Below are 12,991 nucleotides of genomic sequence, written 5' to 3' on the forward strand. Positions count from 1 at the left end.
GCGGCTGCCGACATAATCCCGGGTTGCCATCTATTACATGCGCTCCAGGGTATGGATGCCCAGTACGCCGAGGCCCAGCTTCAGTACCTTGGCGGTGGCGGCGCACAGCAGCAGACGGCTCTGACGGGTTGCTTCGTCCACGCCATCCTTGTTGATCGGGCAGGCTTCATAGAAGGTCATGAAGTTGCCGGACAACTCGTACAGGTAGGTACAGAGCAGGTGCGGCATGCCTTTGTCGGCCACGCCGTTGACCGCGTCGGAGAACTGGATCAGCTTCTGGGCCAGCACCTCTTCGGCCTCTTCGTTCAGGGTCACGTTGCCGGTCAGCGTCTCGGCATCAATATCCGCCTTACGGAAGATGGACTGGATACGGGTGTAGGCGTACTGCAGGTAAGGGGCAGTGTTGCCTTCAAACGACAGCATCAGATCCCAGTCGAAGATGTAGTCGGTAGTGCGGTTCTTGGAGAGATCCGCATACTTGACCGCGCCCATGGCGATGGCGTTGACCACGTTGGCCTTCTCTTCGGCAGAGAGGTCGCTGTTGCGGCTCTCCAGCAGGGCGGCGGCGCGCTCTTCGGCCTCGTTCAACAGATCAACCAGCTTGACGGTGCCACCGGAGCGGGTCTTGTAGGGACGACCATCCTTGCCCAGCATCATGCCGAAGGCGTGGTGCTCGAGGGGGACGGATTCCGGCACATAACCCGCCTTGCGGGTGATGGTCCAGGCCTGCATCAGGTGCTGGTGCTGACGGGAGTCGATGAAGTACATGACACGGTCGGCGCCCAAGGTTTCATAACGGTATTTGGCACAGGCGATGTCGGTGGTGGTGTAGAGGAAACCGCCATCGCTCTTCTGGATGATGACGCCCATGGCCTCGCCATCCTTGTTCTTGAACTCGTCCAGGAAGACAACGGTAGCGCCTTCGCTCTCGACCGCCAGCCCCTTGGCTTTCAGGTCGGCCACGATCTCCGGCAGCATGTCGTTGTACATGGACTCGCCCATGATGTCCTTGTTGGTCAGGGAGACATTCAGGCGGTCATAGTTGATCTGGTTCTGTTCCATGGTCATGTCGACCAGCTTCTTCCACATGGTACGGCAGTACTCGTCGCCGCCCTGCAGCTTGACCACGTAGTTACGGGCACGCTCGGCGAAGGCTTCGTCTTCGTCGTAGCAACGCTTGGCCTGGGTGTAGAAGGCTTCCAGATCCTTGAGTGCCATGTCGCTGGCGTGCTCGTTGGACATCTTCTCCAGGTAGGCGATCAGCATGCCGAACTGGGTGCCCCAGTCGCCGATGTGGTTGGCACGGATCACTTTGTGGCCGAGGAATTCCAGCGCGCGCGCAGCTACGTCACCGAGTACGGTGGAACGGATGTGGTGCACCGCCATCTCTTTGGCCACGTTGGGGGCGGAGTAGTCCACCACCACGGTTTGTGGCGCGGGCAACCGTACGTTGGCGTTGGCAGAGGTCACCATGGCTTCGACCTGACCGGCCAGCCAGCGCTGGTCGAAGAAGAAGTTGATGAAGCCGGGGCCGGCGATCTCGACCTTGGCGATCAGGTCGGAGGCAGGCAGGTGCTCGATGATGGCAGCCGCCAGCTCACGGGGATTCTTGCGGGCTGGTTTGGCCAGCAGCATGGCCAGGTTGGTAGCCAGGTCGCCGTGAGCTTTTTCCTTGCATCGGTCTACTTGCACGCGGGCTTCCAGGTCCGCCGGCAGGACGCCTGCTGACTTGAGATTGGCTACCGTTTGTTCAAGTAGATGATGAATATGCTCTTTCATAACTGACCACCAAGGTTGCGCGTCGAAAAATGACTGATATATAAGGGCGTGAATTTTACCCGCATCGGCCCGAGAAAACTATAGGGATGACCCGCCGCTCGCTGTCGGGCGGATATTTCACTGCGTTTAGCGCCATATTCCAGAATATTGGGCGGAAATTACGGTGCTTATCCATTTCTACTGCATATCAAAGCGGCTTGTCCAGGCTATTTTCCCCTGATTGTTAAGGGTTTTTCCTTTCCGATGACGGGAATGATCTCCTCCCTCTGGCCCGGCGTATCAACAGAGGTTCCCAACCGAGGAGTTTGCGATGCGACTGGCGCTGTTTCCCCTATCTGCCCACCTGCTGCCCGGCGGCATCATGCCGCTGCGGATCTTCGAACCGAGATACCAGCGGATGATCGCCGAGGCGGGGGAGTCCGGCTTTGCCCTCTGCATGGTGGACCCTCGCCAGCCCGACGCCCTGCGCAACATGCTGCCCATCGCCACCCGGGTCACCATCATCGATTTCGACCGGCTGCCGGACGGCATGCTGGGGATCACGGTGCAGGGGATGGAGCGGGTGCAGATAGAGGATCTGTGGCAGGAGCCCGATGGCCTGCGTATCGGCGAGGTGACCCCGCTGACGGCCTGGCCGCCCCGCCGGCTCCATCCCGATCAGCAACCACTGGTTGATGCGCTGCGGGAGGTGTTTGCCGACTATCCCGACTATGCCTCCCTCTATCCCGCCCCCCGCTGGGACGATGGCAACTGGGTGGCCCAGCGCTGGCTGGAGGTGCTGCCGATCCCCCCTGAACAGAAACAACTGCTGCTGGCCGCCGCCGACAATCAGCCCGCCATCGCTCTGCTCAAGGGGGTGCTGGTGGCCAGCCACTGAGTTTTTCCTGACCCGATGATCCGCCACTGCCGCATCGCCGTACAAGTCATCACCACAGCATGTTCGACAGCACACCAAAGGGATGGCGCAATGGCATATACTGGCCAACCACACTCGACCATACGCAGGACCTCGCCCGTGATGGATAACCCGGATGGCGACCTCAAATCTCTGCTGATCAGGGTGGCAGAGCAGGCCGACAAGGCTGCTTTTGCCCGCCTGTTCCAACACTTTGCGCCGCGTATTCGCAGCTACGGCCTGCGCCACCTCGGTAGCGAGGCCAACGCCATGGAGCTGGTGCAGGAGACCATGCTGCTGGTGTGGCAAAAGGCGCGCCTCTACCACCCCGAGAAGGGGGCGCCGACTACCTGGATCTACACCGTGATGCGCAACCAGTGCTTCGACATGCTTCGTCGTCGTCGCGCCAGCAAGGAGGATCTCTGTGCCGAGGAGCTGTGGCCGGTGCTGGAGTTTCAGGCCGAAGAGGAGCATCTGAGCGGCGGGGAAGATGCGGTGCTGACTCGTCAGATGGCCCACTATCTGGGTACCCTGCCGGAGCCGCAACAGCAGGTGGTGCGCGGCATCTATCTGCAGGAGTTCTCCCAGCAGGAGCTGGCGGAGCGCCTTGGCGTGCCGCTTGGTACCATCAAGTCCCGCCTCCGGTTGGCGTTACAGAAACTGAAAGAGCAAGTGGAGCAAGGCCATGATTAAAGCCCATCCGACCGACCCTATGCTGCGCGCCTTCGCCGCCGACGAGCTGCCTCTGCCGCTGGCGGTGGGGCTCTCCGCCCACTGCGAACTCTGCCCCGATTGTGCTGCCCGACTGAAGACATTCGAAGAGGAGCTGGCGCAGCAATATCTTGCTTCGCCAGTAGAGTCCGAGCTGGCCCCTCGCGAGGAAGTGGCGCTGGACGCCGGATTCGACGCCATGCTGGCGGATATTCTGGCCCAGCCGCTGGCTGAGCCCCCCTCCGAGCCAACACATGACCAGCCCCGAACGCAGCACGGCGAGCTGGAGGTGGCCGGTCACGCCTACCGTTTGCCACGGGTGCTGGCCCGCTATCGTTCGCCCAAGTGGCGCCATATCGGGGCCATTCGTCAGCAGAGTCTGCCGCTGGACGAGATGGGCGCGCGCGCCAGCTTGCTCCATATCGAAGCGGGCGGCCGCATCCCCGAGCACACCCATCAGGGTTATGAGCTGACCCTGCTGCTGGCGGGCAATATTCAGGATGGCGATACCCTTTACAAGGCGGGGGATTTTATCTGGCGCGATGCCAGCCACTCCCACAGTCCGCATACGCCCGATGGCTGCCTCTGCTACACGGTGCAGGATGCGCCGGTGCAGTTCACCAAAGGGCTGTCGCGACTGCTGAACGGCATCAGCCAGCACCTCTACTGAGCACCATGACGCCATAGAAAAAGGGACCAGATTGGTCCCTTTTGTCATTTCATTGCAGGCTGCCGATCAGGCGACAAACACCAGATAGACGGCGAATGCCACGATAAAGCGGTAGATGGCGAATGGGATAAAGTCGATGCGGCGGATCAATGTCAGGAAGGTCTTGATCGCAAACATCGCCACCACGAAGGCGGTGATAAAGCCCACTGCAAACATCGGGAAGTCGGCCATCGAGAGGAAATCGCGGCTCTTGTAGAGATCCAGCCCACTGGCCGCAACCATCATGGGCACTGCCATGATGAAGGAGAACTCGGCAGCTGCGTGACGGCTGATCCCCATCAGCATGCCACCACTGATGGTGGCGCCGGAGCGGGAGAAGCCGGGCCACAGGGCCAGACACTGGAACAGACCGATGCCGAACGCCTGCTTGTAGCTGATGTCATCCAGGGTTTCGGCTGTGACGGCCGGGCGGAATTTCTCGGCGATGATCAGCAGGATGCCCCCCGCGACCAGCGCGTACATGACGGTCTGCGGACCAAACAGGTTGGCCTTGATCCAGCTGTGGATGGCCAGACCGACCACGATGGCGGGCATCATGCCGAGGATGACGTGGATCAGCGACAGGGTGGCGTGATCCCGGGACGGCTTCTGGCCAAAGTGGATGCCAATCAGGCCAAACAGGCGACGCCAGAAGACGGCGACCACGGCGAGGATGGAGCCCAGCTGGATCACCACTTCGAAAGTGGCAGCCTTGGGCCCTTCAAAGCCCAGCAGATGGCCGACGATAATCATGTGGCCGGTGGAGGAGACGGGGAGGAACTCGGTCAGTCCCTCGACGACGCCCAGAATAAAGGCGACCAGCAGGCTATAGGTGTCAGTCATCGAACAAACAATCCTTAACTTCGTTGATGTAAAAACGCCCCGGGAGGGTCTCGGGGCGGCTTATCTTGCTCGATAGTGACTGCTGAGGCTATGTAAAAATCATGAAACCTTTAAGTCAGTCGCGGATAAAACGGTGGCGGGTCTGGTGGTGATAACGCCCGCCCGGCAGCAACCAGGGGTTGCCCAGCTCGGGGCGATTGGGGCTGTCCGGCAGCTGTTGCGCCTCAAGACAGAAGCCGTCGTGATCCCGGTGCGACTGGCCGCTACGGTTCGGGGTATTGGCCAGCCAGTTGCCGGTATAGAACTGCAGCGAGGGTTGGTTGGTGTAGACCTCCATCGCCAGCTGCCTGTCCCCTGATACCACGCGAGCAGCCCACACTTGCGTTGGGCCGTTGAGCACAAAGGCGTGATCGTACCCCTTGGCCTGTTGCTGCTGGGGATGGTTCAGCCAATCCTGGCCAATCAGGCGCTCGCGGCGCAGATCGAATGGCCCCTCCACCGGGGTGATGGCGATCGGCAAACCGCTCGGGTCGGTCGGCAGGAAGTGGTCGGCATTGATGCTGATGAGGTGGTCACGGACATCTCCGCCATCAGTTTGCCCATCGAGATTGAAGTAGGCGTGGCTGGTGAGGCTGACCGGGGTTGTGGCATCCGTGCTGGCGATGAAATCCACCACCAGATCGTTCTGCTCCAGCCGGTACTCCAGGGTGACCCGCAGATTGCCGGGAAAGCCCTGATCCCCCGCTCGGGAGAGCAGCGCCAGCTTGACCCGATCTGCTTCCAGTTCCTTGATCCGCCAGCGCTGGCGATGAAAGCCTGCCTGCCCGCCGTGCAGACAGTTGGGTGCCTGATTGGCATTCAGCGGCCAGCGCTGTCCATCACGCACCAGCTCGGCACCGCCGATGCGGTTGGCAAAGCGTCCTGCCACCGCGCCCAGCCACACCTGCTGGGTGGGATAGGCGTCGTCGGCACAGCCCAGCAGCACTTCACGCCGTTTGCCCGCCACCGGCAGGGTGAGGGAGGTGAGGGTGGCGCCGAAGTCGAGGCCGCGCAGCCGCAGCCCCTCTTCATTTTCCAGTTCGAACGGGGTCATGGCGCTGCTCATAGCTTGCCTGCACCGGCGCTGGCAGAGCAGACGTAGCAGTCGGCCTTGAGGCCCGAGATGGCCGGATACTCCGCCTCGACGGCGGCAATCACCTCGGCCACTTTCTCCGGGCGCAGCAGGGCGACCACGCAGCCGCCGAAGCCGCCACCTGTCATCCGCACGCCGCCATCTGTGCCGATCCTGGCCTTGATGATCTCCACCAGACCGTCGATGGCGGGCACTGTGATCTCGAAGTCGTCGCGCATGGCGGCGTGTGATTTGGCCATCAGCTCGCCGAGTCGGGTCAGATCGTGGCTCGCCAGTGCATCGGCCGCCGCCAGGGTGCGGGCGTTTTCACCGACGATGTGGCGGGCACGGCGATAGCAGGCCTCATCCAGCCCGGCCTTGCCCGCTTCCAGTCCGGCCAGATCGAGGTCGCGCAGCGCCTTGACTCCGTAGTGACGAGCGGCCGCTTCGCACTGCTGGCGGCGGGTGTTGTATTCGCTGTCCACCAGACCGCGACGCACATTGGAGTTGACGATCAGCACCGCCAGATCCGCCGGCATGGGGATCAGACGGGTCTCCAGCGAGCGGCAGTCGAGCAGCAGGGCGTGGTCTGTTTTGCCGCTGGCGGAGATCATCTGATCCATGATGCCGCAGTTGCAGCCGACGAACTTGTTCTCCGCTTGCTGGCCGTTGAGGGCGATCTCCGCCTGAGTGATGTCGAGCTTCAACGCCTCTTTAAAGGCTTGGCCGATGGCCACTTCCAGTGAGGCAGAGGAGGAGAGCCCCGCCCCCTGCGGCACGTTGCCGGAGACCACCAGATCGAGGCCGCGCAGGGCATAACCGCGCTCCTGCAGATACTTCACCACGCCGCGGATGTAGTCGCTCCAGCGTTGGTTGGGGTGGTGCTCGATGGGCTGGTCGAGGTCGAACTGGTCGCGCTGGTTGTCGTAGTCGGCGGCGATCACCTGCACTTGCCGGTCATCGCGCAGGCCGATTGCAACGCAGGTTTCGTAGTCGATGGCGCAGGGCAGCACGAAGCCGTCGTTGTAGTCGGTATGTTCACCGATGAGGTTGACGCGACCGGGGGCGCGCACCAGCAGATCGGGCGCTTTGGCAAATTGCTCGGCAAAAACGGTGCTGACGCGTTGGCTGGGGGTCATAGGGCCTCCTCATTGGTGTGGCTGGTCTGGTTGTAGTGAATGGGGCTCAGGGCGCGCAGCCGCTCGGCGGCCTGCTCGGGGGTAAGGTCGCGCTGGGTTTCGGCCAGCATCTCGAAGCCCACCATGAATTTGCGCACGGTGGCGGAGCGCAGCAGTGGCGGATAGAAGTGGGCATGCAGTTGCCAAGCCTCGGGGCACTCCGATTTGGGCGGTGCAAAGTGCCAGCCCATGGAGTAGGGGAAGCTGCACTCGAACAGGTTGTCGTAGCGGCTGGTGAGCTCCTTGAGCGCCACCGCCAGATCCTGTTGCTGGGCCTGGGTCATATTGAGCATGGAGGGGACGTGCGCCTTGGGCAGCAGCAGGGTTTCGAACGGCCAGGCGGCCCAGAAGGGAACCACGGCGAGCCAGTGCTCGGTCTCCACCACGATGCGCGAGCGATCCGCCAGCTCCCGCTTCACATACTCCAGCAGCATGGGGCGGCCATGCTCGGCCAGCCAGTCACGCTGGTGCTGCTCTTCGCGGGCGATCTCGTTGGGCAGGAAGTCGCTGCCCCAGATCTGGCCGTGGGGGTGCGGGTTGGAGCAGCCCATGACGGCCCCTTTGTTTTCAAAGACCTGCACCCACTTCCACTGGGCTGACAGCTCGGCGACCTGATCCATCCAGGTGGTGATCACCCCCTCGATGGCGGGCAGCGGCAGCTCGGGCAGGGTCTTGCCGTGATCCGACGAGAAGCAGATGACCCGGCTGGTGCCGCGGGCGGCTTCCAGCTTCAGCAGGGGATCGCTGGCGCTATCGGCGGCCGGAGTATCCTGCATCAGAGCGGCGAAGTCGTTGGTAAAAACGAAGGTGCCCTTGTAGTCGGGGTTGATGTCGCCGGTGACCCGGGTGTTGCCCGCGCAGAGGAAACAGTCGGGATCGTGGGCCTGTTTGGGGGCCTGACTCACCTTCTCCACCTGTCCCTGCCAGGGGCGTTTGGCCCGATGGGGGGAGACCAGCACATACTGGCCGGTCAGCGGGTTGAAGCGGCGATGGGGATGATCGACGGGGTTGAACATCATCTCTCCTGAATAAGGTATTGAAAAATAGGGTCGTCTATTAACAGGGAGCAGGCAGGCCTACTCCTCGTAACCGTTCGGATTGGCGGATTGCCAGCGCCAGCTGTCGGCGCACATGGCGTCGATGTTGCGGGTCGCCTGCCAGCCCAGTTCACGCTGCGCCTTGGCCGGATCGGCCCAGCAGGCGGCGATGTCGCCCGGGCGGCGCGGTTCGATGCGAAATGGCAGCGGCTTGCCACAGGCTGCAGAGAAAGCGGCGACCAGCTGCAACACGCTCTGGCCCTGACCGGTGCCCAGGTTGTAGGTGTGCACGCCACCCTTGCCGGCGCAGTGTTGCAGTGCCTTGACGTGCCCCTCGGCGAGATCCATCACGTGGATGTAGTCGCGCACACCGGTGCCGTCCGGGGTGGGGTAATCGTTTCCAAAGACAGACAGGCAGTCGCGACGGCCAATGGCGACCTGGGTGATATAGGGCATCAGGTTGTTAGGGATCCCTTGCGGGTCTTCACCCATGGTGCCCGATTCGTGGGCGCCGACCGGATTGAAGTAGCGCAGCAGGGTCATGCTCCAGTGGGGCTCGGCCAGCTGCAGATCTTCGAGGATCTCCTCGATGATCAGCTTGGATCGTCCGTAGGGGTTGGTGGCGCTGCGAGGGAAATCCTCGCGGATCGGCAGGCTGGCGGGATCGCCATAGACGGTGGCAGAGGAGCTGAACACCAGATTGTGCACATTGGCCCGCTTCATCGCCTGCAGCAGGGTGAGGGTGCCGCCGAGGTTGTTCTCGTAGTAATCCAGTGGAATGCGGGTCGATTCACCGACCGCTTTGAGGGCGGCAAAGTGGATCACCGCATCGATCTGCTGTTCGGCGAAGATCCGATCCAGTAGGGCTGCATCGCGAATATCCCCTTGATAGAACATGGGTTGCTGGCCGCTGATGGCGGCGACTCGAGTCAACACGCTGTGCTTGCTGTTGCCGAGGTTATCGACCACCACGGGATTCATGCCTGCCGCTTGCAGGGCCAGACAGGTGTGGCTGCCGATATATCCGCAACCGCCGGTGACCAGAACGTTCATCTTGCTCTCCACTGAAAAGTGTCTGGAAGCAGTCTAGCCGAGGGTGTGGCGACCAAACTGTGAGCTTGCTTGCAAAATAGTGTAAGCGATTACACTATTTTTATGGTCATCCTGACGGCAGATATGCGTTTCACCCCTGTTTTCAATGGGTTTGCTGGGTATAATGGCGCTCTATTGCACAGTGAAAGAAGTGAAAACAGCATGAGCACCATCAAGGATGTCGCCCGTTTGGCCAATGTGTCGGTGGCAACGGTTTCACGGGTGATGAACAACTCCCCCAAGGCCAGTGCCGCGTCTCGCGAAGTGGTGCAGAAGGCCATGGCCGAACTGGGCTACACCCCCAACGCCAACGCGCGGGCACTGGTGAGCCAGACTTGCGACACCATGGGGGTGGTGGTCGGTGATGTAGCCGATCCCTTCTTCGGTGCACTGGTGAAGGGGGTCTCCGGCGTGGCCGTCGAGCAGAACCTTCACCTGCTGATGGGTAACGGTTTTCACAAGGCGCGTCAGGAGCGTGAAGCGATCGAGCTGCTGATCGGCAAGCGTTGCGAGGCGCTGGTGGTGCACAGCAAGGCGCTGAGCGACGAGGAACTTTACGATTACGCCATGCGGGTGCCCGGTATGGTACTGATCAACCGCGATATTCCGGCCCTCAGGGGACGCTGCATCGCTCTCAACAACCGGCTGGGGGCGGCTACGGCGACTCGCCACCTGATCGAACTGGGTCACCGCCATATCGCCTTTATCAGCTCGGATCACGCCATCGAGGATGCCACCTTGCGTCTGCAGGGGTATCAGGATGGGCTGATGGAAGCCGGTCTGGCAGCCGATCCCGAGCTTATCGAGAGTGGCACCCCGAACGAGGAGGGGGGCGAGCGCGCCATGCTCAACCTGTTGGCCAAGGGGCTCAAGGTGACCGCCGTGGTGGCTTATAACGATGCCATGGCGGCGGGCGCCATCTCTGTGCTGGCGGACAACGGCCTGCGAGTGCCGGAGGAGGTTTCGGTAGTGGGCTTCGATGACATCATCTATGCCAGATATTTGCGCCCCAAGCTCTCCACCATGCGCTATCCCATCGAGCTGATGGCGGCCCAGGCGGCCAAGCTGGCCATTCAGCTGGCGGCGGGGGAGAGTGACGCGACCCAGAGCCGGATCTATACCCCCACCCTGATCAATCGCCACTCGGTGGCACCGGTTCGGGCCGGATAGCCCCCTTTTGCGGCCCTGTTCGGGGCCGTTTCTTGCACAGTTATTGTTTTACCTATTTTTAATCATTTTTACTCCGCTTTACTTAACAAAATTAGTGTAATCGTTTACATCTGTGTGAGCGAGATCGCCGTTCCCTGCGTCATACTTCTCTAGACTGAATACGTTTTCCAATCAGCAGGGAGAGAGTGAATGCTCAGGGAGATAGTGGCGCGTCAGGATTGGCAGACTCAGGCTATTACGTCGGTAAACCGGCTGGCAGCCCATACCCCCATGTTCAGCTGGCGCAGCGAAGCGGATGCCAGGGGTGATCTGGCCTCTTCCTCCCGTCTCTTGCTCGATGGCGAGTGGCGCTTCTCCTTCTTTGCCGCTCCCGAATTGGTGCCCGAGAGTTGGCTGGCGCAGGATTTGGTGGATGCTTGCCCCATTACAGTGCCGGGCAACTGGCAGCTGGATGCCGCCTATCCGGCTGCGCGGCCGCTCACCGATGGCCCCATCTACACCAATATCAAGTACCCCTTTCCCTGTGATCCACCGCGCGTGCCGGCAGAGAATCCCACCGGTTGCTACTCCCGCGAGTTCGATCTGCCCGCCGGCTGGCTGGCAAGCGGCCAGAGCCGGATCATCTTTGACGGGGTTAGCTGTGCCTTCCACCTTTTTTGCAACGGTCGCTGGGTCGGCTACTCCCAGGACAGCCGCCTGCCCGCCGAATTCGATCTGACTCCTTATCTGCAGAGCGGTCGCAACCGGTTGGCGGTGCTGGTGCTGCGCTGGTCCGACGGCTCCTATCTGGAAGATCAGGATATGTGGTGGCTGTCGGGGATCTTCCGCTCCGTCAGCCTGCTGCACAAACCGTTCCGCCATCTGATGGATATCCGGGTGACCCCCGAGCTGGATGCCTGCTATCGGGATGGTCGTCTCAAGATTGCCCTGCAAGTCGCCAATGGGGCTGGGCTGTCGGTAGAGGCCAATCTCTATGACGGTGGCGAGCGGGTCGCGACCCTGCGCCAGCCGATCGGCACCCAAGCCATTGATGAGAAAGGGGCGTATGACGATCGCGCCGAGTTCTGGCTCGACGTGGCTGCGCCGCGCAAGTGGAGCGCCGAGACGCCTCATCTCTATCGCCTGACCCTGACCCTGCTGGACGAGCAGGGCCGCGCCATCGAGAGTGAGGCGTGCGATGTGGGCTTTCGGGTGGTGGAGATCAGTGGTGGTCTGCTGCGGGTCAACGGTCAGCCGCTGCTTGTTCGTGGTGCCAACCGTCATGAACACCATCCCGCCAAGGGTTATGCCATTGATCGCGCCACCATGGAGCGGGATCTGCTGCTGATGAAGCGCCACAACTTCAATGCGGTGCGCTGCTCCCACTATCCCAACCACCCCGACTTCTATCGCCTCTGCGATCGGCTCGGTCTCTATGTGGTGGACGAGGCGAATCTGGAGACCCACGGCATGACTCCGATGGGGCGGCTGGCGCGGGATCCCGCCTGGAGCAACGCCTTTCTGGAGCGGGCGACCCGCATGGTGGCACGGGATTTCAACCACCCCTCCATCATCATCTGGTCGCTCGGCAACGAGTCGGGTTACGGCCCGGCCCACGATGCCATGTATGGCTGGATCAAGCGCAGCGACCCGAGCCGTCCTGTGCAGTACGAGGGGGGCGGGGCCGATACCCCGGCCACTGACATCATCTGCCCCATGTATGCCAGAACCCATCAGGATCAACCCTTCCCGGCGGTGCCAAAGTGGGCGCTGGCCAAGTGGATCGGCCTGCCCGGCGAGCACCGACCGCTGATCCTCTGCGAATATGCCCACGCCATGGGCAACAGTCTGGGGGGCTACGCCCACTATTGGCAGGCGTTTCGCGATCATCCACGTCTGCAAGGCGGATTTGTCTGGGATTGGGTCGATCAGGGGCTCGACAAATACACCGCTGATGGTCGCCACTACTGGGGCTATGGCGGCGACTTCGGTGATGTGCAAAACGATCGCCAGTTCTGCTGCAACGGCCTGCTGTTCCCGGATCGCACCCCCCATCCCACCCTGTTCGAGGCAAAACGTGCCCAGCAGCCGTTCCGCTTCAGCCTGCTTGAGCACACCCCGCTGCGGGTGCGGATCGAGAGCGAATACCTGTTTCGGGAAACCGACAACGAGCGGCTTTGCTGGCAGCTGTGCGAGAACGGCCATGTGCAGCAGCAGGGGGAGTTCTCCCTTGAGCTGGCGCCACAGGGGGTGGTCGAGTTGACCCTGAGCGAGGCGTTGCCCCCCTTTGCGGCAGGCTCACTGGCCTGGCTCGATCTGGCCATCGTTCAGCCGCAGGCCACCCCTTGGTCGCAGGCAGATCACAAGGTCGCCCGTCAGCAGTTCACCCTGCCGACTCCCCTTGCCCTGCCAGCGCCGGTCGCTGCCGCCACCCTGAGCGAGCAGCCGGATGGCTGGCGGATCACCGCCGCAAACAACCAGTGGCGG

Annotated in this window: 11 protein-coding genes; 5 read left to right on the forward strand and 6 right to left on the reverse strand. The window is 61.9% G+C overall.

The annotated features are described in order from the left end of the window. Window positions 1–33: 33 nt before the first annotated feature. Entirely contained in the window at window positions 34–1,779 is a 1,746-nt protein-coding gene (gene argS, locus L972_RS05445) for an arginine--tRNA ligase (RefSeq protein WP_047436403.1), read from the reverse strand. Between the two features lie 310 nt (window positions 1,780–2,089). Here argS and L972_RS05450 point away from each other — a divergent pair, with 310 nt between their 5' ends. From L972_RS05450 to L972_RS05460, 3 genes are all read left to right on the forward strand, one after another. Then, entirely contained in the window at window positions 2,090–2,656 is a 567-nt protein-coding gene (locus L972_RS05450; protein WP_047436405.1) for an LON peptidase substrate-binding domain-containing protein, read from the forward strand. A gap of 141 nt (window positions 2,657–2,797) precedes the next feature. Next, complete coding sequence (locus L972_RS05455; protein ID WP_005355542.1) at window positions 2,798–3,367, forward strand: sigma-70 family RNA polymerase sigma factor; 570 nt, start codon at window positions 2,798–2,800, stop codon at window positions 3,365–3,367. Beyond that, on the forward strand, window positions 3,360–4,055 hold the full coding sequence (locus L972_RS05460) for a ChrR family anti-sigma-E factor (protein ID WP_047436410.1): 696 nt from the start codon (window positions 3,360–3,362) through the stop codon (window positions 4,053–4,055). The genes L972_RS05455 and L972_RS05460 overlap by 8 nt, the downstream gene beginning before the upstream one ends. 66 nt (window positions 4,056–4,121) lie before the next feature. Here L972_RS05460 and bacA read toward each other — a convergent pair whose 3' ends face one another. The 5 genes from bacA to galE form a co-directional block, all read right to left on the reverse strand. Next, complete coding sequence (gene bacA, locus L972_RS05465; protein WP_021230740.1) at window positions 4,122–4,937, reverse strand: undecaprenyl-diphosphate phosphatase; 816 nt, start codon at window positions 4,935–4,937, stop codon at window positions 4,122–4,124. Between the two features lie 115 nt (window positions 4,938–5,052). Then, the gene (galM, locus tag L972_RS05470; protein WP_047436414.1) at window positions 5,053–6,042 is read right to left on the reverse strand and encodes a galactose-1-epimerase; all 990 of its coding nucleotides are present in this window, start codon (window positions 6,040–6,042) and stop codon (window positions 5,053–5,055) included. Further along, the gene (gene galK, locus L972_RS05475) at window positions 6,039–7,187 is read right to left on the reverse strand and encodes a galactokinase (protein WP_047436417.1); all 1,149 of its coding nucleotides are present in this window, start codon (window positions 7,185–7,187) and stop codon (window positions 6,039–6,041) included. Before galK ends, galM begins: the two co-directional genes overlap by 4 nt. Beyond that, the gene (locus L972_RS05480) at window positions 7,184–8,242 is read right to left on the reverse strand and encodes a UDP-glucose--hexose-1-phosphate uridylyltransferase (RefSeq protein WP_047436419.1); all 1,059 of its coding nucleotides are present in this window, start codon (window positions 8,240–8,242) and stop codon (window positions 7,184–7,186) included. The genes galK and L972_RS05480 overlap by 4 nt, the downstream gene beginning before the upstream one ends. Before the next feature lie 60 nt (window positions 8,243–8,302). Further along, window positions 8,303–9,316 (reverse strand): UDP-glucose 4-epimerase GalE, encoded by a 1,014-nt coding sequence (gene galE / locus L972_RS05485; protein WP_047436423.1) that lies wholly within the window; start codon window positions 9,314–9,316, stop codon window positions 8,303–8,305. Between the two features lie 201 nt (window positions 9,317–9,517). Here galE and L972_RS05490 point away from each other — a divergent pair, with 201 nt between their 5' ends. After that, on the forward strand, window positions 9,518–10,525 hold the full coding sequence (locus L972_RS05490; protein ID WP_042081762.1) for a substrate-binding domain-containing protein: 1,008 nt from the start codon (window positions 9,518–9,520) through the stop codon (window positions 10,523–10,525). A 189-nt stretch (window positions 10,526–10,714) separates the two neighbouring features. Then, the coding region (locus L972_RS05495; RefSeq protein WP_047436560.1) for a beta-galactosidase at window positions 10,715–12,991 on the forward strand (2,277 nt) is incomplete at its 3' end.

This window comes from Aeromonas sp. ZOR0001, from assembly GCF_000801015.1.
Taxonomy (GTDB): domain Bacteria; phylum Pseudomonadota; class Gammaproteobacteria; order Enterobacterales; family Aeromonadaceae; genus Aeromonas; species Aeromonas veronii.

Coding starts and splice junctions, on each gene's coding strand:
- argS (WP_047436403.1), bottom strand. CDS start 1,779: ATGAAAGAGCATATTCATCATCTACTTGAACAAACGGTAGCCAATCTC.
- L972_RS05450 (WP_047436405.1), top strand. CDS start 2,090: ATGCGACTGGCGCTGTTTCCCCTATCTGCCCACCTGCTGCCCGGCGGC.
- L972_RS05455 (WP_005355542.1), top strand. CDS start 2,798: ATGGATAACCCGGATGGCGACCTCAAATCTCTGCTGATCAGGGTGGCA.
- L972_RS05460 (WP_047436410.1), top strand. CDS start 3,360: ATGATTAAAGCCCATCCGACCGACCCTATGCTGCGCGCCTTCGCCGCC.
- bacA (WP_021230740.1), bottom strand. CDS start 4,937: ATGACTGACACCTATAGCCTGCTGGTCGCCTTTATTCTGGGCGTCGTC.
- galM (WP_047436414.1), bottom strand. CDS start 6,042: ATGAGCAGCGCCATGACCCCGTTCGAACTGGAAAATGAAGAGGGGCTG.
- galK (WP_047436417.1), bottom strand. CDS start 7,187: ATGACCCCCAGCCAACGCGTCAGCACCGTTTTTGCCGAGCAATTTGCC.
- L972_RS05480 (WP_047436419.1), bottom strand. CDS start 8,242: ATGTTCAACCCCGTCGATCATCCCCATCGCCGCTTCAACCCGCTGACC.
- galE (WP_047436423.1), bottom strand. CDS start 9,316: ATGAACGTTCTGGTCACCGGCGGTTGCGGATATATCGGCAGCCACACC.
- L972_RS05490 (WP_042081762.1), top strand. CDS start 9,518: ATGAGCACCATCAAGGATGTCGCCCGTTTGGCCAATGTGTCGGTGGCA.